General features: G+C 40.5%; 20 protein-coding genes and 1 pseudogene. 10 read left to right on the top strand and 11 right to left on the bottom strand.

Translation table 11 applies throughout. The features are described 5' to 3' along the window. Nucleotides 1-173: 173 nt before the first annotated feature. The 5 genes from leuD to fabR form a co-directional block, all read right to left on the bottom strand. The gene (gene leuD / locus I6E70_RS19790) at nucleotides 174-773 is read right to left on the bottom strand and encodes a 3-isopropylmalate dehydratase small subunit (protein ID WP_121954608.1); all 600 of its coding nucleotides are present in this window, start codon (nucleotides 771-773) and stop codon (nucleotides 174-176) included. After that, nucleotides 773-2173, bottom strand: a complete 1401-nt coding sequence (leuC, locus tag I6E70_RS19785; protein ID WP_121954607.1) for a 3-isopropylmalate dehydratase large subunit — start codon at nucleotides 2171-2173, stop codon at nucleotides 773-775. Before leuC ends, leuD begins: the two co-directional genes overlap by 1 nt. A 60-nt stretch (nucleotides 2174-2233) precedes the next feature. After that, a complete protein-coding gene (gene leuB, locus I6E70_RS19780; protein WP_007582207.1) occupies nucleotides 2234-3310 on the bottom strand; it encodes a 3-isopropylmalate dehydrogenase in 1077 nt (358 codons plus the stop codon). Then, on the bottom strand, nucleotides 3307-4860 hold the full coding sequence (gene leuA, locus I6E70_RS19775; protein ID WP_008171909.1) for a 2-isopropylmalate synthase: 1554 nt from the start codon (nucleotides 4858-4860) through the stop codon (nucleotides 3307-3309). Before leuA ends, leuB begins: the two co-directional genes overlap by 4 nt. Before the next feature lie 405 nt (nucleotides 4861-5265). Continuing rightward, on the bottom strand, nucleotides 5266-5889 hold the full coding sequence (gene fabR, locus I6E70_RS19770) for an HTH-type transcriptional repressor FabR (protein WP_002961087.1): 624 nt from the start codon (nucleotides 5887-5889) through the stop codon (nucleotides 5266-5268). A 126-nt stretch (nucleotides 5890-6015) separates the two neighbouring features. Between fabR and I6E70_RS19765 the strand changes: the two genes are divergently transcribed. Beyond that, nucleotides 6016-7149 carry an acyl-CoA desaturase gene (locus I6E70_RS19765; RefSeq protein ID WP_007582235.1) on the top strand — a complete coding sequence of 378 codons (1134 nt, stop codon included), beginning with the start codon at nucleotides 6016-6018 and terminating at the stop codon, nucleotides 7147-7149. 13 nt (nucleotides 7150-7162) lie between these two features. Further along, nucleotides 7163-8593 (top strand): Si-specific NAD(P)(+) transhydrogenase, encoded by a 1431-nt coding sequence (sthA, locus tag I6E70_RS19760; protein ID WP_033040546.1) that lies wholly within the window; start codon nucleotides 7163-7165, stop codon nucleotides 8591-8593. A gap of 107 nt (nucleotides 8594-8700) precedes the next feature. Here the strand turns inward: sthA and hemE are convergent, their stop codons facing one another. Beyond that, a complete protein-coding gene (gene hemE / locus I6E70_RS19755; protein WP_002961084.1) occupies nucleotides 8701-9765 on the bottom strand; it encodes a uroporphyrinogen decarboxylase in 1065 nt (354 codons plus the stop codon). Nucleotides 9766-10295: 530 nt separating this feature from the next. On the opposite strand from hemE, the gene rsd reads away from it, so the two are divergent. Beyond that, nucleotides 10296-10766, top strand: coding sequence for a sigma D regulator (gene rsd, locus I6E70_RS19750; RefSeq protein WP_197189424.1), 471 nt, complete (start codon nucleotides 10296-10298; stop codon nucleotides 10764-10766). Between the two features lie 65 nt (nucleotides 10767-10831). On the opposite strand, the gene fkpA is transcribed toward rsd, so the two are convergent. Beyond that, nucleotides 10832-11578 carry an FKBP-type peptidyl-prolyl cis-trans isomerase gene (fkpA, locus tag I6E70_RS19745; RefSeq protein WP_007582243.1) on the bottom strand — a complete coding sequence of 249 codons (747 nt, stop codon included), beginning with the start codon at nucleotides 11576-11578 and terminating at the stop codon, nucleotides 10832-10834. 215 nt (nucleotides 11579-11793) lie between these two features. Between fkpA and I6E70_RS19740 the strand changes: the two genes are divergently transcribed. Both I6E70_RS19740 and I6E70_RS19735 read left to right on the top strand, forming a co-directional pair. Continuing rightward, the gene (locus I6E70_RS19740) at nucleotides 11794-12792 is read left to right on the top strand and encodes a WD40 repeat domain-containing protein (protein ID WP_197189423.1); all 999 of its coding nucleotides are present in this window, start codon (nucleotides 11794-11796) and stop codon (nucleotides 12790-12792) included. After that, on the top strand, nucleotides 12779-12994 hold the full coding sequence (locus I6E70_RS19735) for a SlyX family protein (protein WP_007378900.1): 216 nt from the start codon (nucleotides 12779-12781) through the stop codon (nucleotides 12992-12994). The genes I6E70_RS19740 and I6E70_RS19735 overlap by 14 nt, the downstream gene beginning before the upstream one ends. 32 nt (nucleotides 12995-13026) lie before the next feature. Here I6E70_RS19735 and I6E70_RS19730 read toward each other — a convergent pair whose 3' ends face one another. After that, nucleotides 13027-13230 (bottom strand): YheV family putative zinc ribbon protein, encoded by a 204-nt coding sequence (locus I6E70_RS19730; RefSeq protein WP_007378899.1) that lies wholly within the window; start codon nucleotides 13228-13230, stop codon nucleotides 13027-13029. Between the two features lie 132 nt (nucleotides 13231-13362). On the opposite strand from I6E70_RS19730, the gene I6E70_RS19725 reads away from it, so the two are divergent. Together I6E70_RS19725 and I6E70_RS19720 are read left to right on the top strand one after the other, a co-directional pair. Then, nucleotides 13363-15282 carry an ATP-binding cassette domain-containing protein gene (locus I6E70_RS19725; protein ID WP_197189422.1) on the top strand — a complete coding sequence of 640 codons (1920 nt, stop codon included), beginning with the start codon at nucleotides 13363-13365 and terminating at the stop codon, nucleotides 15280-15282. Beyond that, nucleotides 15269-15682 carry a TIGR02444 family protein gene (locus I6E70_RS19720; RefSeq protein ID WP_121954605.1) on the top strand — a complete coding sequence of 138 codons (414 nt, stop codon included), beginning with the start codon at nucleotides 15269-15271 and terminating at the stop codon, nucleotides 15680-15682. Before I6E70_RS19725 ends, I6E70_RS19720 begins: the two co-directional genes overlap by 14 nt. A gap of 136 nt (nucleotides 15683-15818) precedes the next feature. Here I6E70_RS19720 and I6E70_RS19715 read toward each other — a convergent pair whose 3' ends face one another. Next, a complete protein-coding gene (locus tag I6E70_RS19715) occupies nucleotides 15819-16085 on the bottom strand; it encodes a hypothetical protein (protein WP_121954604.1) in 267 nt (88 codons plus the stop codon). A 54-nt stretch (nucleotides 16086-16139) separates the two neighbouring features. Beyond that, nucleotides 16140-16988 (bottom strand): hypothetical protein, encoded by an 849-nt coding sequence (locus tag I6E70_RS19710; protein ID WP_197189421.1) that lies wholly within the window; start codon nucleotides 16986-16988, stop codon nucleotides 16140-16142. A 613-nt stretch (nucleotides 16989-17601) separates the two neighbouring features. On the opposite strand from I6E70_RS19710, the gene I6E70_RS19705 reads away from it, so the two are divergent. The 3 genes from I6E70_RS19705 to I6E70_RS19695 all read left to right on the top strand — a co-directional run bounded on the left by I6E70_RS19705 (nucleotide 17602) and on the right by I6E70_RS19695 (nucleotide 20094). Further along, nucleotides 17602-18582: a hydrolase gene (locus tag I6E70_RS19705; protein ID WP_197189420.1), complete on the top strand. Its 981-nt coding sequence runs from the start codon at nucleotides 17602-17604 to the stop codon at nucleotides 18580-18582. Next, the gene (locus I6E70_RS19700) at nucleotides 18579-18833 is read left to right on the top strand and encodes a YheU family protein (RefSeq protein ID WP_121954601.1); all 255 of its coding nucleotides are present in this window, start codon (nucleotides 18579-18581) and stop codon (nucleotides 18831-18833) included. Before I6E70_RS19705 ends, I6E70_RS19700 begins: the two co-directional genes overlap by 4 nt. Nucleotides 18834-18897: 64 nt before the next feature. Further along, entirely contained in the window at nucleotides 18898-20094 is a 1197-nt protein-coding gene (locus tag I6E70_RS19695; RefSeq protein ID WP_197189419.1) for a dipeptidase, read from the top strand. Nucleotides 20095-20472: 378 nt separating this feature from the next. Here I6E70_RS19695 and I6E70_RS20745 read toward each other — a convergent pair. Beyond that, a pseudogene (locus I6E70_RS20745) lies at nucleotides 20473-21013 on the bottom strand (EF-Tu/IF-2/RF-3 family GTPase); the annotation flags it as partial.

Below are 21013 nucleotides of genomic sequence, written 5' to 3'. Positions count from 1 at the left end.
ATGGCAGAAAGCCTCATTCTAGAGCCACGAAGGGAGCGAAGTTTTCCTCGTTCAGTCAACCCAAGACCACAGCGGTACGCTAGAAATAAAAAAGCCGCTCACCTTAAGTGAACGGCATTACGGCAATTGCCGTGCTTTTTAATACGTGATTTTTAATACACACGGTTAAGCAATTACTGCCAAGAACGCTCAGTCGCTAGTTGTTTTTCAAACGCATCAATTTGTGGGTTTAGCGTTTCGGTTACACCAATAAAGTCTAAACCACTTAACAAACGATCTTTTACCTCTTTACTAATATCAAAACTAATTGGTGCAAACTTACTGCTTGTTAGTGTTTGATTTTCAAGGTCGATTTCAATGTTAATATCGTCGTGCTGCTCGCTAAGTACAAACAATTGCTCAAGCGTATCGGCAGGTAATGCAATGGCTAACATTTGGTTGTTACCACAGTTATTAAAGAAAATATCTGCAAAGCTTTCAGCTAAAATAACTTCAAAGCCATATTGCTTCAGCGCCCATGGCGCGTGCTCACGAGATGAGCCACAACCAAAGTTGTCGCGCGTTAATAATATTTGCGCGCCTTGGTAACACGGGCGGTTTAAAATAAAGTCAGGGTTTGGCTCGTCGTTATCTAGGTAACGCCAATCATAAAACAATGCCGCATCAAAGCCTTCGCGGCTAGTTGATGTTAAAAACTGCTTAGGGATAATTTGGTCAGTATCTACATTGTTTTTATCAAGTGGGGCCATTAAGCCACTAAAAAATACGCTCATTAGGCTTCTCCTCTAATATCAACAAAGTGACCATGTATTGCAGCGGCTGCCGCCATTGCAGGGCTAACTAAATGGGTACGCCCGCCACGACCTTGGCGGCCCTCAAAGTTACGGTTAGAAGTAGATGCACAACGCTTGCCTGCTCCTAGGCGGTCATCGTTCATCGCTAAACACATAGAACAACCTGGTTCGCGCCATTCAAAGCCAGCGGCTTTAAAAATATCGGCTAAGCCTTCGTCTTCGGCTTGTTTTTTAACTAAGCCAGAGCCCGGTACAATTAACGCTTCAATGCCGGCTACCACATGTTTGCCTTCAACAATTTTTGCAGCAGCGCGCAAGTCTTCAATGCGGCTATTTGTACATGAGCCAATAAATACCGTGTCTACTTTCGCGCTTGATAATTTATCGCCCGCTTTTAAATCCATGTATTTAAGTGCGCTGCGAATAGCGTCCGCTTTAATTAAATCTGGTTCTTGATCTGGATCGGGTATGCACTCATCAACACCAATTACTTGCTCTGGGCTTGTGCCCCAGGTAATTTGCGGCTGAATGTCGTCGGCATTTAGCTCAACAACTAAATCAAAGTGTGCGCCTTCATCTGTTTTTAATGTTTCCCAGTATTCAACGGCTGCATCAAAATCTGCGCCTTTAGGTGCAAACGGACGACCTTTTAAGTAATCATAAGTAATTTGGTCAGATGCAATTAAACCCGCTTTTGCACCCATTTCTATGCTCATATTACATAGCGTCATACGGGCTTCCATTGAAAGCGCTTCAATGCCTTCACCACAAAACTCTGCTACATAACCTGTGCCACCAGCGGTACCTAACTTGCCAATTACCGCCATAATTAAATCTTTAGCCGTAACCGTTGGACGCAATACACCGTTAATTTGAATTTTTAACGATTTCGCCTTTTTTTGCTGTAGCGTTTGCGTTGCTAATACGTGCTCAACCTCAGACGTACCAATACCATGCGCTAATGCGCCAAACGCACCATGCGTAGAGGTATGGCTATCGCCACATACAATGGTTGTGCCAGGCAAAGTAATACCTTGCTCTGGGCCCATTACGTGCACAATACCTTGATTAATTGAGTTTAAATCGTAAAGCACAATACCAAACTCTTTACAGTTTTTATCAAGCGCCATTAATTGGTTTTTAGATACTTCGCTTGCCGCATCAAGTGATCGGCTCTTAGTCGATACGTTGTGATCCATCGTTGCAAAAGTTTTTTCTGGGCAACGTACCGTACGGTTTTTTTCACGTAGACCTGCAAAAGCCTGCGGAGAAGTAACTTCATGCACTAAATGGCGGTCAATATAAAGTAAGTCGGTTTGCTCGTTTATGCTGGCAACGGTATGTGATTGCCAAATTTTTTCGTATAACGTTTGGGCCACTTGCTAATTCCCTAATCTGTTTGAGTTGCAGCATAACGGTGCTGCAACTTTAATATGTTATTAAATGCGTGAAACGATGGCTGCTGCCACATCGCTTGTGCTGTAACCTGCATTTGGATATATATCTGGTGTGCCAACGCCTGCTTCTACGGCTTCTGCTACTGCTTTTTCAATGGTGCGTGCAGCTTCGTCTTGCCCTAGCGAGTAACGTAGCATTAATGCGGCACTTAAAATTTGTGCTATTGGGTTTGCAACGCCTTTACCTGCAATATCTGGTGCTGAACCGCCTGCTGGCTCGTACAATCCAAAACCCGATTGATTCAAGCTTGCCGATGGTAATAAACCCATTGAGCCGGTGATCATGGCGCACTCATCTGACAAAATATCGCCAAATAAGTTATCGCAAAGTAATACATCAAATTGGCTAGGCTGCTTAACTAACTGCATAGCGGCGTTATCTACGTAAATGTAATCTAAGCTTACTTCTGGGTAGTCTTTGCTTACTTCGGTTACTACTTCGCGCCATAATACGCTTGATGCTAATACATTGGCTTTATCAACAGAGGTAACATGGTTACTACGTAGTTTTGCAGCTTCAAAAGCAAAGCGTGCAATACGTTCAATTTCTTTTCGTGAGTATGTTTGCGTATCAAATGCAAACTCTTCTGCGCCTTCACCACTGCGGCCTTTTTCACCAAAGTAAATGCCGCCAGTTAGTTCGCGCACACATAAAATATCAAACCCTTTTTCGCTGATATCAGCGCGAAGTGGCGACGCTGCACTTAATGCAGGTAATAACTGTGCAGGGCGTAAATTACAAAACAAACCAAAGTGCTTACGAAGCGGCAATAACGATGCGCGCTCAGGCTGCTCGTTTGGTGGTAAGTTTTCCCATTTAGGACCGCCTACCGAACCAAATAAAATAGCGTCTGAGTTTTCACACGCAGTAAGTGTACTCTCTGGTAATGCTTTACCAAATTCGTCAATGGCTGCGCCGCCAATTGCATAATGCTCGCGGTTTAGGGTAAAACCAAACTTATTGCTCACAGCATCAAGTACTTGCTCTGCTGCTGCCATTACTTCTGGACCAATACCGTCGCCAGCTAATACCGCAACGCTGTAGTTTGTTTTACTCATCCTGCTTTCCTTTGTTGTTTTAAATCAGACACTTTTTGTGCACGATAAATTAAGTTATAAACACGGATCATGGCGCGTACCGACGCTTCAACCACATCCGCTGCAATGCCCGCTCCGTGATAAGGTCGGCCATCGTATTTAGCTATAATATTTACTTGGCCTAATGAGCTTGCACCTTGGCCTGTCGCTTCTAAGTTATATTCAATCATTTCAACGCTCATACCGGTTAAGCGCTCAATAGCTGCAAACGAAGCTTCAACTGGGCCATTACCTGTCGCGGCTTCTTGTTTAGCTTCGCCATCAATGCGCATTCCAATAGTAGAGCTTGCTACCGATTGTGAGTTAGAGGCTGAGTTAACAAATTCTAATTGGTATTTTTCGTCTTTGTCGTTAATTTGATTAAAGTAAATCATGGCCTCAAGGTCGTAATCGTATACGGTGCCTTTTTGGTCAGCCAATTCGATAAAGCTTTTATATAAGCCATCCATATCGTAATCAGATTTTTGATAGCCTAACTCTTCTAAGCGATGCTCAATAACATGGCGACCCGAACGCGAAGTCATATTTAATTGGTTGCTTGGCACACCCACGCTTTCTGGCGACATAATCTCATAAGTATTTTGCGCTTTTAATACACCGTCTTGGTGAATGCCAGAGCTGTGTGCAAAGGCGTTTTCGCCAACAATCGCTTTATTTGGCTGTACTGGCATATTACAAATTTTAGCCACTTGGCGAGATGCGCGGTAAATTTCTTCACTTTTAATATCTGTGTATACTTTTAAGTGGTCGTGGCGCATTTTCATGATCATCGCCACTTCTTCAAGCGAGCAGTTACCAGCACGCTCACCAATGCCATTGATAGTACACTCAATTTGACGCGCGCCGGCTTGCACTGCAGCCACCGAGTTTGCTACGGCTAAACCTAAATCGTTGTGGCAATGAACACTTAAACGCGCTTTATCAATATTTGGCACGTTATTCATTAAATGACGGATCATCGCGGCGTATTCGTCTGGCGTTACAAAACCAACGGTATCTGGCAAGTTAATAGTTGAAGCTCCGGCATTAATTGCCTGCTCAACAATTTTACATAAATCCCAATGCGGCGTACGACCGGCATCTTCACACGAAAACTCAACATCATCAGTATAGTTACGTGCCAATTTAATTGATTTAACCGCCATTGCCGTTGCATCGTCTAAGCTCATACGTAATTTATGTTCAAGGTGCAAAGGGCTTGTAGCAATAAAAGTATGAATACGGCTTTGTTGTGCTGTGCGAAGTGCTTCCCCACAGGCTTCAATGTCTTTAGCAACAGAGCGTGCCAAACCACAAATAATCGGGCCTTTTACTTCGGTTGCAATACGTTGCACCGAGCGAAAATCAGCAGGGCTCGAAACCGGAAAACCCACTTCCATCACATCCACATTCAAGCGGCTAATTGTATGTGCTAATTGAATTTTATCATCTTCAGTAAGGCTTGCTTTAAGCGCCTGTTCGCCATCACGTAAGGTGGTATCAAAAATCCATACTTTATCTTGCTCTTGCATAACTGCCCCTCATTCCTATGTTACCCAAATTTCAATTAATCCCAGCCGCGAGATAAAAAAAACCCCGCAATTGCGGGGTTTTTAGTGTTCAACTCGATGCAAACACACTAATCCCCGCTTACTTGCCATAGCAGTAAGAGGTTAAGTTTTAGTGTAATTAAACGAATAATATGCATCTTGTTTTCTTGTGTGTGTGTTCAGTGAAGCCTATTTTTAACATTACAAAGCGACGGAAGCAAGCATAAAAATTCCACAAAACAGATTTAAAAACGATTCAATTGGGTTTTTTAATTCAAACAAGGCGTCTATAAAGAATTAAAATAACAAGTTCGTGACTAGTGACGCTTAAATTAATAAGCACTGCAATATACCGTGCTTATATTAACTTTTTACAATTTTTTTAAGCTATGCTTCTTTACTCGTTTCTCTTACGTAATGCCCGGCTCCACGAGTAATATAACGCAGCTGCCAAATAACGCGCTCAATCAATTCGTCGCGTTGCAATCCTTCTATATCGAGCGCTTCTGCACCCGCATTAAATACGAGCGTTACCATAGATTCCGCCTGAATATAGGCATGCATAGCATTACATTTAGTTTCACTTTCTAAATAATGAGCCAGCTCTAAAATAAAATGTTTTACCTCGCGGGCTACAGCGGCTCTAAATGCTTTAGAAGTCCCAGAGCGTTCTCGCAGCAACAACCTAAATTGGTTACTTGAGTTATCAATAAACTCCATAAAAGTAACCACTGAGGTATTTATAACACTGCCGCCATCGTTTGCTATTCGTCTGCGTGCTTGACGCATTAGTTGGCGAAGAGTTAAGCCTGCTTCGTCTACCATGGTTAAACCTAGCTCATCCATGTCTTTAAAATGACGATAAAAAGAAGTTGGGGCAATACCAGCTTCTCGTGCCACTTCGCGTAAACTTAAATTCGAAAAACTATGATCAGCACTCAGCTGATTAAATGCCGCTTGAATTAACGCCTGTCGTGTTTTTTGTTTCTGTTGCGCTCTAACACCCGACATCAACAGCTCCCTGAATTATTTTATATGAATATTTAGTGATATTAGCTCAATTGTACAGTCTAATACTTGACGACGAGAGTTTGAAATACTATTTTAGCTTACAGTTGTACGCTGAGATTGAGAATTATGAATAAACCACCGATTATTTGGACAAACGTCCTATTTTTTAGCCTAACCTTTTTGGCGGCTGCCACACTTGTACCTTGGTACGCCATTAGCTACGGATTTACCAGCGCGCATTGGATTGCTTTTGTTGGCTGCATGTTTTATGCAGGCTTATCAATTACTGCCGGCTACCATCGATTATGGGCACATAAAACCTATAACGCACACCCTGCTGTTGAATTTATTTTTGCGCTTGGCGGTGCTTTTGCACTACAAAACAGTGCTTTGCATTGGAGTAGCGATCACCGTATACATCACGGTCAAGTTGACGACCCAATAAAAGACCCTTACGCGGCTACCAATGGTTTTTGGTATAGCCATATCGGCTGGATGTTACGTGACTACCAAGGCGATAGCTACAACGACTATAGTAATTGTCGTGATTTACAACGAAATAAAGTCGTTATGTGGCAACATAAGCACTACTTAAAACTAGCACTTGCTATGAACGTAGGTTTGCCTCTTGCACTTGGTTTATTAGTTGGTGATGTGTGGGGTATGTTAATTCTTGCAGGTTTACTACGCTTAGTACTAAGCCAACACTTTACCTTTTTTATAAATTCGGTTGCACATATTTGGGGCTCTCGCCCATACACCGAAAAAAATACGGCACGCGATAACGGTTTTTTAGCGTTATTTACATACGGTGAGGGGTATCACAACTTCCACCATATTTTTGCAAGCGACTACCGTAACGGTATTAAATGGTTTCATTACGATCCAACAAAATGGATGATTCGCTCTTTAGCCGCTGTTGGTTTAGCCAATAAACTAAAGCGTACACCTGTTGAACGTATCGAAAAAGCAAAGGCCGAAACGCTAATGAGCAAAACGCAAACGCGTCTTGCAAAATTGCCTTTAGCACAAGATAAGATTACATTATTACAACAAGAGTACGATTTACTGCTGAAAAAACTGCAAAATTATTGTTCACTACAAAAACAAGTGTTAGAAGTTAAAAAAAATAACATGGCAAAGCAGTGTGAACGCTCAGCATTAATGGCACAATACCATGAGTTGGAAGCCGCCTGGGAAAATCAAAAACAGGCATGGCTAGCACTTAATGCGAGGTTATTAAAAGCCTCTTTTAATTAATTTAGGAGTGGCTGTGGCCAAACAACCAGAACAAAAAAAAGTACCCGTGACATACCAATATGATGCAATAATTATTGGCACGGGTCCTGGCGGTGAAGGTACCGCCATGAACCTTTCAAAAAACGACAAAAAAGTAGCGGTTATTGAACGCCAAGAATCAGTTGGTGGCGGTTGTGTACATTGGGGAACAATTCCTTCAAAAGCGCTTCGCCACTCTGTTAGCCGCTATATTGAATACAAAGCAAATCCGTTATTTAATGTTGGTGAGCGCCCTAGCCGCTTAACATTTCCTGATATTTTACGTCACGCAAGTTCTGTTATTTCTAAGCAATCTAATTTACGTAGTAGCTTTTACGATCGTAACCGCATTCATATGTTTCAAGGTGATGCGAGCTTTGTAGATAAGCACACGATTGAAGTAAAAAGAAATGATGGTTCAACTGAGCGACTGACTGCTAAAACGATTGTTATAGCAACGGGTTCGCGCCCTTATCGCCCACCAGAGGTAGATTTTACGCATTCTCGTATTTACGAAAGCGACACTATTTTAGGTCTTAAACACGACCCTCACCGCGTACTTATATACGGCGCTGGTGTAATTGGTTGTGAATACGCTTCTATATTTAAAGGTTTAGGCGCTAAAGTTGATTTAGTTAATACACGCGACCGACTACTTGCTTTTATGGATGCTGAAATATCTGACGCGCTTAGCTATCACTTTTGGAACAGCGGTATTGTTATTCGTCATAACGAAGAGTTTGACCGAATAGAGACCCGTGACGACTGCGTTATTATGCATTTAAAATCAGGCAAACGCGTAAAAGCTGACTGTATTTTATTTGCTAATGGCCGTACTGGTAATACAGATACATTAAACCTTGAAGCCATTGGTTTAAAAGCCGATAGCCGTGGCCAATTAAAAGTTAACGAAACATACCAAACAGAAATTGACAACGTTTACGCCGTAGGTGATGTAATTGGCTATCCAAGCCTTGCTAGTGCTGCGTTTGACCAAGGTCGTATAGCTGCTGATGCAATTGCGTGTGGTAACTGTGACGACAGACTGATTGTTGATATTCCGGCCGGTATTTATACCATCCCAGAAATGAGCTCAGTCGGTAAAACAGAGCAAGAACTTACAGCCGCTAAAGTACCATATGAAGTTGGCCGTGCTCAGTTTAAGCATTTGGCACGTGCGCAAATTGCGGGTACTGAAGTAGGTAGTTTAAAAATATTATTCCACACTGAAACCAAAGAAGTACTTGGCGTACATTGTTTTGGCGAGCGTGCCTCTGAAATTGTTCACATTGGCCAAGCTATTATGGAACAAAAAAATGGTGGCAATAATATCGACTACTTTGTAAATACCACATTTAACTACCCAACCATGGCTGAAGCCTACCGTGTTGCGGCATTAAATGGTTTAAATCGCTTATTTAAATAACTGCTTAACTAAGAAGTTTTAAAAGCCTTTATAAATAGGTAACAAAAAACCCGCAACTTAGCGGGTTTTTTACTTTTAAACAGTTTTAAAGCTTATTTAAGTAGCTATTACTTATGGTACTTAGCACTTAGCTCATGTACTGCATTAATGAATACACCAGCATTTTCAGGGTCTACATCTGGTGTAATACCGTGGCCTAAATTAAACACGTGGCCATTGCCTGTACCGAAGTCTTCTAAAATAGTGCCTACTTCTTGGCGAATACGCTCTGGTGTACCGTGTAACATAGATGGGTCCATATTACCTTGTAGAGCTACTTTATCACCCACACGGCGCTTAGCGTCGCTAATATTAATAGTCCAATCAAGACCGATTGCATCACAACCCGTTGCTGCAATAGCTTCAATCCATTGACCACCATTTTTAGTGAACAAAGTAACCGGTACTTTACGACCATCGTATTCACGAATTAAGCCATCTACAATTTTATGCATATATTGCAGTGAAAATTCGTTGTAATCGCGCGGGCTTAATACACCACCCCATGAGTCAAATACCATTAGCGATTGCGCGCCAGCTTTAATTTGAGCATTTAAATAATCAATAACTGAGTCAGCTAACTTATCGAGTAATAAATGAAGTGTTTGCGGCTCTGCAAACGCCATTTTTTTTATTTTACCAAATACTTTGCTGCTACCGCCTTCAACCATATAAGTTGCTAGCGTCCAAGGTGAACCAGAAAAACCAATAAGCGGCACTTCACCCTTAAGCTCACGACGAATAGTGCTTACTGCGTTCATTACGTAGCCAAGCTCGTCTGTAGGATCTAACTTTGGAATTTTTTTAACATCAGCAAGTGATGAAATAGGACGTTCAAACTTAGGGCCTTCGCCAGTTTCAAAGTAAAGACCTAAACCCATCGCATCTGGAATCGTTAAAATATCACTAAATAATATAGCGGCATCTAACGGGTAGCGACGTAATGGCTGCAGTGTTACTTCACATGCAAGCTCAGCATTACGGCACAGGCTCATAAAATCGCCCGCTTGTGCACGTGTAGCGCGATACTCTGGTAAATAGCGTCCTGCTTGGCGCATCATCCATACCGGAGTTACATCAACAGGTTGTTTTGCAAGTGCACGTAAATAACGGTCGTTTTTTAATTCGCTCATGGCGTAAATGATCCTAAGACTTGTATAAATTGTGCAAGATTGTACCACCATATTCTCCGACCCTCTATTGCTTAGGGACGAAAACAGCTTTACCTAGAGGCAGATCAATATAATGGCGTGCTTTAATCCATTTTGACTATAAAACAAGCAAAAAAGAATAACATTTAAAACTTTTTATTAATATGTTTGCAACATTACAAAAACCTTGTTATTGTTTGTCCCGCGTTAACAAAAACAATAATAAAAATCTTAAAACAATAAAAATAAATGTTTTAAAATAATAACAATAAAAATCATCTCATAAAAATAAGAAAGCTTGTTATAACAAGTCACTGAAAGAAATTAGACCACCGTAACTGGTGGTTTTTTCTTGCCTAAAATAAAATCCCTCGCCTTAGATTATATAAAAAGGTACACCCCTCAAAGTAGCTCAACTTTACTTGTTGATATACGCGCAAATTAAATATATCTTGATGTACATAAACTTATTATATTCTAATTGAAAGACCAACCCAGCTAGGAGAACAGTTATGCTGACGCGTGTAGAAAAAGCTCAACAAAAATGGGGTGGTAGCCACACAGTAATTGATAAATGGCTAAACGAACGCCAAGACCTTATTGTACTTTATTGCAAAATTGCAGGTTTTACGCCGTACGAAAAACAAGATCAAGCATTGCCAGAGCCAAAACTAATTGAATCATTTTGCCAACTTTTAATGGATTACCTATCTGCGGGCCATTTTGAAGTGTATGACGATATAGCAAAAGCATGTGAAAAAAAGGGCTTACAGAGCCAAGAGCTTGCAAACTCTATTTACCCGCGTATTTCCAGTACAACCGACATAGCGTTAGATTTTAATGATAAGTACGCTGAAGTAGACAAAGAAGACTTGTTAAAGGATTTTGATGATGACTTGTCTGTTATTGGTGAGGCATTAGAAGCACGCTTTGCACTTGAAGATGAGCTTATTGATAACTTGTTTTCTAATCACGCAAACTAATATGTTATTTACGCATATTAAAAAAGGGACCTAAGGTCCCTTTTTGCATTTACACAATAAACTTATTATTGTGCTGGTGCTTCTTCATTTTGAATTTCAAGTAATTCAACTTCAAATACAAGTGTTGAATTAGCTGGAATCTTACCTAAGTCACGGTCGCCGTAAGCAAGTTCTGAAGGAATAGTGAACTTGTACTTAGAACCCACTGACATAAGTTGTAAACCTTCAGTCCAACCAGCAATTACGCGGTTAAGGGGGAAAGTTGTAGGTTCGTTACGTGCATATGAGCTGTCAAACTCAGTACCGTCTAATAAAGTACCTTTGTAGTGTACTTTAACTACATCAGTTGCTACTGGCTTTTCGCCATCGCCTTCGCTAAGTACTTCATACTGTAGGCCAGACTCAGTTACTGTAACGCCTTCTTTTTTAGCGTTGTCAGCTAGGTATTTAACACCCGCTTCTTTGCTTTTTTCAGACTCTACTTTTGCTTTTTCTTCTTGCTTAGTACGTACTGATGTATCTAGTTCAGTTAATACTTCGCGAATTTTTTCTTCGTCAATTTTTGCATTACCAGCAAGTGCATCTTCAAAACCACGGATTAGAAGTGCTTGGTCTAGCTCAATACCAATTTCTGTTTTGTCTGCTAGGTCTTTATTTAAAAAGTTACCTACAGATGCACCAATACCGTATGCTTGTTGCTGTTCTACAGTGTCTAATTTAACTTCAGCTTGTTCTTTTTTTGCTTCTTGATTACAAGCTGTAAGCGCTAAAACTGACGCTGCAATCAATGACAATCTAATCGTCTTTTTCATTTTAAATCTCCGACACACTTTGCAGTTGTCATTTTAATGTATTATTACTAGTTAAAGATTAACGGCCCACATGATAGGCTGCTTGTTTAATGACTAAATTCCACATTGTTAGCTAAACTAAAAACATATCCAGTGATTAGACAAACAACCTAGGCATTTAACGCGTCCTAGTCTAACCTCTCAGTCACTAAGAGTTAAGGGGAAATACCTGTAATATGTCGATATTTCGTACTTTTTTAATCGTATTTAGCTGTTTTTTAGCCATCGCCTGTACCGATAAAAAACAACACGCTGTAGCAAGTTACGAACATGCTGCACAAGGTGCGTTTTCATCAACAGTTTCAAACGATGGTAAATACAGTTTGATCTCCTCTATCAACCATGGGGTCGCCCTGTGGGATAATCAACAGCAGGTACTAAAATACCAATGGTTTCAGCAGCAAGATCAAGACAGTTTGGTATACGCCGTTGCTATTGCTTTTGATAACAGCGTGGCTGTTACCGCCGAAAAAACCACGTTTGCTGTGTGGGATATAGCCACAGGCAAAAATAGAGGTTATTACAAAATACAAAAAGCCAGCATTCGCGATATTGCCATTAGCAATCAAGGCCGTAGTGTTTTATACGGCCGTAGCGACGGCGTTGTCGTATTTGTAAACCTAGAAACCGGACGTCGTATTGAGTTTTTAGGTCATCAAGATAAAGTTAACACTGTTGACCTATCACCTAACGGACGCTTTGCTTTGAGTGGCTCTAACGATTATGTTGCTTACTTTTGGGATACACGTACAGGGCAAGTAATTCATCGTTTTAATCACCCAACGCGTGTTACCAAAGTAACGCTCGATCCACAAGGTCGCTATGCGTTTACGGCCGACAGTATGGCACAAGCAAATGTATGGAAGCTGACTACAGGTGATCTTGTGAGTAAACTGAAGTATATTGCGCGTCAGAAAATTTTTACTGCTGTGCGTTTTAACGAACAAGGCACTTTGCTTGCAACCGGCTCGCCAAATAAGCGCGTAGATTTATGGCAAATACCAAGCGGTGAAAAAATTCAAACTTGGCAGGTTACCCCGCGCGAAGGCAGTAAGCCTAAATCGGCGGTGGTGCTAGATGTGACATTTACAGATAACGGTAAGTCGTTGTTAACCGAAAGCTCCAGCGGTATCGCAGAGCGATTTATTATACGAGAGAATAATGAACACAATTGAACATCGCTTAATGGAACTTGAAGCCAAAGTGGCTTTTCAAGACGAAACAATTGAAGTCTTAAATGATGAAATAAAAGTGCACCAGCAACTGTTAGCAAAAATGAAACGCCAAACTGAGCTGCTAGCAGAAAAAATTAAAGAGTCGCAGTCATCATCGTCTATGATGTCTGAAGCACCTGAGCCGCCTCCACCGCATTACTAAAACCGGTAAAAATTAGGCAATAAAAAACCGGGTTAGTCGCCCGGTTTAAATACACCAATTACTTGTTCAAATTGGCGAGTAGACGCCTGAACAGCGTTATCGGGTTGCGCCATTTTATGACCACACTCAACACACTCTACTTTTTCAACATCATGTTCTCTGTATAGCATCATAGTATCCATGGCTTTGCAGTCAGGGCACGATGCACCAGCAATAAAACGCTTCTTTTGTCTCACAACATTTTTCCTGTGGTTTGAACTACTGCTATTTTATCGTATAACTTCACTTGTTGATACGCTTGATAAGAGCATTAAGTTCTATGTTATGATAGCGCCAACTTAACAAGGGCACAGCAAAGTAACGCATTCATGATCCAAATCTCAGAAATAGAACTACTTCGTGGCGGTAAAGCCTTATTAAAAAATGCATCTGCTACGTTATTCCCAGAACATAAAGTAGGCCTTGTTGGCGCTAATGGCTGTGGAAAATCAACGTTATTTGGTTTACTAAAATCAGAACTACAACTAGATGCCGGTAACTGCAGCATTCCAAAAGATTGGTCTATTGCCTCTGTTAAGCAAGAGACACCTGCACTTGAAATAAGCGCGATTGATTATGTACTTCAAGGCCACCCAGAATACTACGCAATGCGCATAGCACTGCGTGAGGCCGAAAAAAACAACGATGGCGACACACAAGCCAAAGTACATATTCAGCTTGAAAACATTAAAGGCTACAGCATTGAATCAACCGCCGGTGAGCTATTACACGGCTTAGGCTTTGCCAATAACCTGATAGAAAACCCTGTCAGCTCGTTTTCGGGTGGTTGGCGTATGCGTTTAAACCTTGCCCAAGCATTAATACGCGACGCCGATTTACTATTACTCGATGAGCCAACAAACCACCTTGATTTAGATGCCGTTTATTGGCTTGAACGCTTTTTACGTGCTTATACCGGCACCCTTGTACTTATATCGCATGACCGTGAGTTTTTAGATGCGGTGGTTGACCAAATTTGGCACGTAGATAAACAACTTATCAACGTGTACAAAGGTAACTACTCGCAGTTTGAACGCCAAAAAGCAGAGCGTTTACTACAACAACAAGCAATGTTTGATAAGCAGCAAGATCAAATTGCACACTTAGAGCAATTTATAACGCGCTTTAAAGCAAAAGCCAGTAAAGCTAAACAAGCACAAAGCCGTGTAAAAGCGCTTGAACGCATGGAAAAACTAGCGCCGGCACATGCCGACTCGCCGTTTAACTTTGAGTTTGCAGAGCCAAAAGCATTACCAAATCCACTAATGACAATAGATAAAGCCAAAGCGGGTTATGGTGACGTCACTATTTTAAATAATATAGAGCTAAACCTTGTACCAGGTAGCCGAATTGCTTTACTTGGTAGAAATGGTGCGGGTAAATCAACGTTAATTAAACTCCTTTCTGGTGATTTAGAGCCACAAGCTGGCGAAGTTATTCAGCATCACGGTTTAAATATTGGTTACTTTGCGCAGCATCAGCTTGAATCCCTTGATTTAAAAGCCAGTGCAATAATGCATTTACAACGCCTCGACCCAAAAGCTACTGAGCAATCACTACGTGACTTTTTAGGTGGTTTTGCCTTTATTGGCGATAAAGCCCTTGAGCCTGTAGCCCCATTTTCAGGCGGCGAAAAAGCACGTTTAGTACTTGCTATGTTGGTATATCAAAAACCAAACTTATTACTACTCGATGAGCCAACTAACCACCTTGATTTAGAAATGCGCCATGCACTTGTTATGGCACTACAAGGCTTTGAAGGCGCTATGGTTACCGTATCGCATGATCGCCATATGCTTAAAAACACCGCCGACGAGTTTTACTTAGTAGATGGCGGCAAAGTAACCCAGTTTGGTTACGACTTAGATGCGTATTATCAGTGGTTACTGAATGCCAATAAAGAAGCGGTTAAAGCGCAGCAAAACGACGAGCCTAAAGCAAACCCAGGTGTTAACCGTAAAGAGCAAAAGCGCCTCGAAGCCGAGTTTAGAAAAGCTGTTCAACCACTTAAGAAGCAAATTGAAAAGCTTGAAAAACAACTTGATAAACACTCAGCAGAACTTAGCGAAGTGGAAGTTGCACTTGGCGATAACGAGCTTTATAACGATGACAACAAAGCAACGTTAAAAGAGCTAATAGCAAAACAAGCGACATTAACACCCAAAGTAAACGACATCGAAGAAGAGCTACTCATGGCCCTTGAAGAGATGGAAGAAAAAGAACAGGCCTTTGCCGATGAACTTGCTTAACAGCAACGATTTTTGGCAATTTGCATGTCAGCTTTATAGCGAAGGTGGCATGCAAGCACGCCTGTTGGATTATCAAAACCAGCAAGGTAAAAACGTTAACCTGTGCTTGCTGCTTTATTACCTAGATTCTCTCAATCTAGTAATTAGCCAAGCCCAGCTAAACAAGCTTGAACAATCAATTAGTGAGTTTGACCAACAGCTATTAAAGCCCCTACGCGCCACCCGCGGCTATTTAAAAACCAATCAAACCGAAATTGCAGATTATGCTGCAATTCGTAAAGAACTGCTCAGTGCCGAGCTTAAGCTAGAAAAACAACAACAACAGATGTTAATAACCACAATTAATAGCTTTGCCCTAACACCTTGCAGCACGCCAAATAACACATCGTTATATTTGTAAAAGCTCTCATGTAGGTCGTGCTTTAGCGCGTTAATTTTTATAACGAGATAATTCATGGCTAAAAAGCCATTTCCTACGGGTAACCAAATCTTGTAGGAGCCAGTTTTAGCTGCGAATAAATTTTAAATTAAATAATTCATACGTTTTCACGGAAATATTTAAATGATATATTTACAATAAAAGAAATAATTAATAAAACGATTCCACTTACTATGGTAGATACAATAAAAAATGGATCAACATAACCTAAATATATATACCCTAGAAACTGAAAGGTAACACAACCTAATAATACAGGAAGAAGTAACGCTCCTACTTTTTTCTTGATAAAAAAATTAGTAGCAATTGAGGTTGTCAATCCTATAAGAATTAATACAATAATTCCTAAAACACCATCATTCATGATTTAACTCCCTATATTCAGGTTATTATTTTACCTATTTATTCAAGTACGAATTTATGGAGTGTAGCTCCATGTACAATTCAGCTCCAAGTAGTAATATCCTCCAGCTCCGTTGGGGAACTGCCATAACTCGCAACTAGAATGCAAACTTCCTGATTCACCATGCAAAATAGGGTCATAGTTTCCTTCTTCAGCAATACGAAGCAAAACGCCTTCAGGAGGGCTTGCGTCATGACCACATATATCGCTTGTAGTGTTTTGAGTTGAACTACAATAAGCAGTATCTCCAAACTTAACAACTCCTAGATAGTATAATTCAGCTCTTTCTTGCAAAAGGGCTCGAATTATGACAGAACCAAAAAGTGTCTTAATTTCAATTTTATCTGCTAAGTTATCTATGTCCCTATACATGTTCTGAATAAATTGTATATCGCAAGCATATTTACTTGAGCCTCCTGAGTAGCATAGGTCATGTTGATTACAAGAGTTTTCAAATGGATAATCTGGAACTAGGTAAGTATTCCAACCAGTCCCACAACCATTAGCACTGACAGAATTGGCGATCACATTTGTACTTAAAGCATTAAGATTTCCAGACGAAACAGAGCTAAAATTTTCCACTCCACTTATAAAGCTTTCAGTTTCATCAAAAGCATTTTTTAGAGCATTATAAGTTGAAATATCTTCTAATGTACCATTAGGCAATGCTCTTCTTGTCGCCAAAAGCTCATATACTTCATCCCTAACCACGTAGCGTTCAGCTTTAGATGTTTTTAAGTTGACAATTATATAATCCCCCTCACCACTGTATAAAGCTAAAGACTCGAACTGAGATGAAGAGCTACAAGAATCACAAGTTAATACAGAATACTCGGAAGCAGCATCACTATTCAGTGGAACCAAAGCAAAGCAAAGCAGGAAGAATTATTTTATAAATGTTACGCAACATAAAGTCCCTTTCGATTCATTATTAATGTTTATATTGATATCAATTTTTTAACATAAAAAATAAAGAAGCTAAAGTCAACTATTGAACATAAAGAAAACTTACCCAAAATATGGAAGCCTGACACCAAATAAACAGTGGACTAATATATTTTAACAACTTTACCCTTATTATATTTCCCATCACTAACTTCACTTAACTTTGTTGATCCAAATCAACTTCTCAATCACGCTTTTTATAATCAACAAAGTAGCTTGATCTGGATCATATCAGCCTCTGCCAACTCGCACTATGATGAACCCATAGACATTAGGAGGCATTTATGGACGTATTCTTCAGAGACTTTTTTAGTGACCCAGTACTATTTTTATCATTTGGTTTTCTGGGAGTCGTGATCAGTTTATGCCTTTTCTTTGTGTACTTTTTTATCAAGAAAGTGCATGACGACCAAACACCCAATTAGAATTAAGCACGACGCGCAAAGCCCCTTATCAACTTGTTTGATTAGGGGCTTTTTATTGCCAAAAATTTGTTACACTAATACTTCAATTAGCTGGGTAGTTATAAATAATGCTTACAAATTTCAAGCCTGCGTGGTGGATGAGTAACCGTCACGTACAAACAATTATGCCGCGTTTCTTTCGTCCTTTTCATAATACGCGTTATCAATTAGAGCTGCTTGATACCCCTGACGGTGATTTTTTAGAGCTTGCCTGGTCACTACCAAAAAATGACGATGCCCCGCTGGCTATTGTATTACATGGCCTTGAAGGCAATATTAATAGCTTTTATGCCAAGGGTATGATGAAAGCATTAAAAAAGCAGGGCTTTAACGTTGTATTAATGCACTTTCGTAATTGTTCAACTGAAGTTAACCGCTTACCCCGTGCTTATCACAGTGGTGAAACTGGCGATCTAGATTTTTTTATCAAACAACTCAAGCTGCAATTTCCAAACCGGGCTTTACTGGCGGTTGGTTTTTCACTCGGTGGTAATGTGCTCGCTAAATATCTAGGAGAGCAAGGCGAGCAATGTTTACTTGATGGCGCTGCGGTTGTGTCTGCACCTTATGATTTGTCAGCATCATGCCAAGTAATACGTAAAAGCTTAGCAAAAATTTATCAGAAGTATTTGCTCGATCGGATGAAGAAGTCCATGCACCGTAAACTGCCGCAAATCAAGCAACAAATTAATTTAACGCCAGAGCAATTACTGGCCATTGATGATTTATGGCTGTTTGATGAGCAACTCACCGCACCGTTGCATGGTTTTAACGGCGCTGAAGATTATTACCAACAAGCCAGTGCCAAGGCCTATTTAAAACACATCACCACACCGACTTTAATTATTCACGCCAAAGATGACCCTATGCTATCGATTAAAGCAGTACCTAATAGGCAAGATGTGAGTGAGCATGTTACGCTGCGTATCTCAGAAAAAGGCGGCCATGTTGGTTTTATTACGGGTAATAACCCATTAAAACCGGTTTACTGGTTAGAGCAAATCGTGCCTGAGTACTTCAATCAGGTAGTTAAAAAAGAGCCACTATGATCATTCCACTCCAACAACTCGATAAAGACACACTCTACAATTTAATTGAAAGCTATGTTTTGCGTGAAGGCACCGATTACGGTGAAGTAGAAGCAAGCATTGAATCTAAAGTTAACCAAGTTAAGCTACAGCTTAAAAATGGCGAAGCCATGGTATTTTTCTCAGAATTACATGAGTCAGTAACTATTATTTCGAAGGGCGAATTTAAAGCGCTGCAAAGTGAAGAGCATCAAGCACAGTCGTTTGATTAAGGCGTAGTACTTGTAACTTTTGAGTTGAACGTACACAATGGCTTTTTACCCAAAGAGCCAAAACATGATAAAACTCAGCACTCTAGTGGTAGCCATATCACTAGCATTAACTAGCCAAGCCCAAGCAGAACAAACAATAACAGCATCTGAAAAGGCAATTAAGCTCGCTAAAGACACTATTTTAATTGATACCCATATCGACGTACCTTACCGAATTCATAAAAACTGGGTTGATGTAACTAAAGCGACAACTGATGGCGACTTTGACTACCCTCGCGCTGTAAAAGGCGGTTTAAACGCACCGTTTATGTCGATTTATATTCCTGCGCATTTGGAGTTTGAAGGTAAAGGTAAAAGCTATCAGCTAGCCAATCAAATGATTGATAGTATGGAAGCCATAGCCCAGCGCGCGCCCGATAAGTTTGCTATTGCTAGCTCAAGCAGTGATATAGAGGAGCAATTTAAACAAGGTAAGCTCTCTATCGCAATGGGTATGGAAAATGGCTCTCCAATCGAAGGGGATATGAAGAATCTTCAGCATTTTTACGAGCGTGGCATTCGCTACATCACGCTAGCGCACTCGCAAAGCAACCATATTTCGGATTCGTCTTACGATATACGCCGTAAATGGAAAGGCTTAAGCCCATTTGGTAAAGAGCTTGTCACTGAAATGAATAATATTGGTATGCTAATCGATGTATCGCATATTTCTGATGATGCGTTTTATCAGGTTATGGATCTATCTAAAACACCCGTAATTGCCTCACATTCATCACTTCGTAAATACACGCCTGGCTTTGAGCGTAATATGAATGACGATATGCTATTGGCACTTAAAGAAAATGGCGGCGTTATTCAAATTAACTTTGGCTCAAGCTTTGTTACCGCTAAAGCAGGCAGTTGGGGCAAGCAGTTAAAAAACACAAAAGAGTCCGTTAAAAAAGACGGCACTAAATTAAGCAAAGATTTTGATGCTGCATACCGTGCTAAAAACCCATACCCATTTGCAAGCCTTGAGCAAGTACTTGATCATATTGATCACGTAGTTGAGCTAATTGGTATTGATTATGTAGGTATTGGCTCTGATTATGATGGAGTTGGTGACTCGTTACCTATCGGTTTAAAAGATGTATCTAGCTATCCTAATCTTGTTCAAGGTTTAATGGACAGAGATTACAGCGACAAAGATATTAAAAAGATTCTTAGCGGTAATTTATTAAGAGTTTTAAAACAAGCTGAAGAGTATGCGAAAAAGCATTAAAGCTTTTATCATATATTAGTAATTGGCTAAAAGCCCAAGAGCTAACTCAATATAAGCACGGCCTAGCCGTGCTTTTTTATATCTAAGAGCTCAGTTATTTTCAGCAACCTTTTTCCTCGGGTTTCGTAAAACTCAACCCAAGCTACGGCAATAAAGCTATATCTAGGAGCAAATCACTTTTCTCCAGGCATTAAAAAAGGCCACCTGAGTGACCTTTTTCTAACAATTAACTTTAACGTTAATTATTACGCTTTGAACGTTGCTACAAAGCACCTACGCCTAAGGTAAGAGCGGCACCTTCATATGACACTTTTCTTCAGGCATTAAAAAAGGCCACCTAAGTGACCTTTTTCTAACAATTAACTTTAAAGTTAATTATTACGCTACGATAGTTGCTACAACACCAGCACCTACAGTACGACCACCTTCACGGATAGCAAAACGAAGACCTTCATCCATCGCGATTGGTGCGATTAGAGTTACTGTCATCTTGATGTTATCACCAGGCATTACCATTTCTACGCCATCTGGTAACTGTACGTCACCCGTTACGTCAGTTGTACGGAAGTAANTACCATTTCTACGCCATCTGGTAACTGTACGTCACCCGTTACGTCAGTTGTACGGAAGTAAAACTGTGGACGGTAACCTTTGAAGAATGGAGTATGACGACCACCTTCATCTTTCGAAAGTACGTATACTTCTGAAGTGAATGTAGTATGTGGGTTGATTGAACCAGGCTTAGCTAGTACTTGACCACGTTCAACGTCTTCACGCTTAGTACCACGTAGAAGTGCACCGATGTTTTCGCCAGCACGACCTTCGTCTAGAAGCTTACGGAACATTTCAACACCAGTACAAGTAGAACGAGTTGTATCATTGATACCAACAATTTCTACTTCGTCATTGATGCGGATGA

Source organism: Pseudoalteromonas sp. NGC95 (genome assembly GCF_015864705.1).
In the GTDB taxonomy this organism is placed as follows: domain Bacteria; phylum Pseudomonadota; class Gammaproteobacteria; order Enterobacterales; family Alteromonadaceae; genus Pseudoalteromonas; species Pseudoalteromonas arctica.
This window is presented reverse-complemented; position numbering and strand designations above follow the sequence as displayed.

Excerpts from the sequence above, each read along its gene's own strand:
- leuD (WP_121954608.1), bottom strand. The coding sequence starts at position 773 with ATGAGCGTATTTTTTAGTGGCTTAATGGCCCCACTTGATAAAAACAAT.
- leuB (WP_007582207.1), bottom strand. The coding sequence starts at position 3,310 with ATGAGTAAAACAAACTACAGCGTTGCGGTATTAGCTGGCGACGGTATT.
- leuA (WP_008171909.1), bottom strand. The coding sequence starts at position 4,860 with ATGCAAGAGCAAGATAAAGTATGGATTTTTGATACCACCTTACGTGAT.
- fabR (WP_002961087.1), bottom strand. The coding sequence starts at position 5,889 with ATGTCGGGTGTTAGAGCGCAACAGAAACAAAAAACACGACAGGCGTTA.
- I6E70_RS19765 (WP_007582235.1), top strand. The coding sequence starts at position 6,016 with ATGAATAAACCACCGATTATTTGGACAAACGTCCTATTTTTTAGCCTA.
- hemE (WP_002961084.1), bottom strand. The coding sequence starts at position 9,765 with ATGAGCGAATTAAAAAACGACCGTTATTTACGTGCACTTGCAAAACAA.
- rsd (WP_197189424.1), top strand. The coding sequence starts at position 10,296 with ATGCTGACGCGTGTAGAAAAAGCTCAACAAAAATGGGGTGGTAGCCAC.
- fkpA (WP_007582243.1), bottom strand. The coding sequence starts at position 11,578 with ATGAAAAAGACGATTAGATTGTCATTGATTGCAGCGTCAGTTTTAGCG.
- I6E70_RS19740 (WP_197189423.1), top strand. The coding sequence starts at position 11,794 with ATGTCGATATTTCGTACTTTTTTAATCGTATTTAGCTGTTTTTTAGCC.
- I6E70_RS19735 (WP_007378900.1), top strand. The coding sequence starts at position 12,779 with ATGAACACAATTGAACATCGCTTAATGGAACTTGAAGCCAAAGTGGCT.
- I6E70_RS19725 (WP_197189422.1), top strand. The coding sequence starts at position 13,363 with ATGATCCAAATCTCAGAAATAGAACTACTTCGTGGCGGTAAAGCCTTA.
- I6E70_RS19720 (WP_121954605.1), top strand. The coding sequence starts at position 15,269 with ATGAACTTGCTTAACAGCAACGATTTTTGGCAATTTGCATGTCAGCTT.
- I6E70_RS19715 (WP_121954604.1), bottom strand. The coding sequence starts at position 16,085 with ATGAATGATGGTGTTTTAGGAATTATTGTATTAATTCTTATAGGATTG.
- I6E70_RS19705 (WP_197189420.1), top strand. The coding sequence starts at position 17,602 with ATGCTTACAAATTTCAAGCCTGCGTGGTGGATGAGTAACCGTCACGTA.
- I6E70_RS19700 (WP_121954601.1), top strand. The coding sequence starts at position 18,579 with ATGATCATTCCACTCCAACAACTCGATAAAGACACACTCTACAATTTA.
- I6E70_RS19695 (WP_197189419.1), top strand. The coding sequence starts at position 18,898 with ATGATAAAACTCAGCACTCTAGTGGTAGCCATATCACTAGCATTAACT.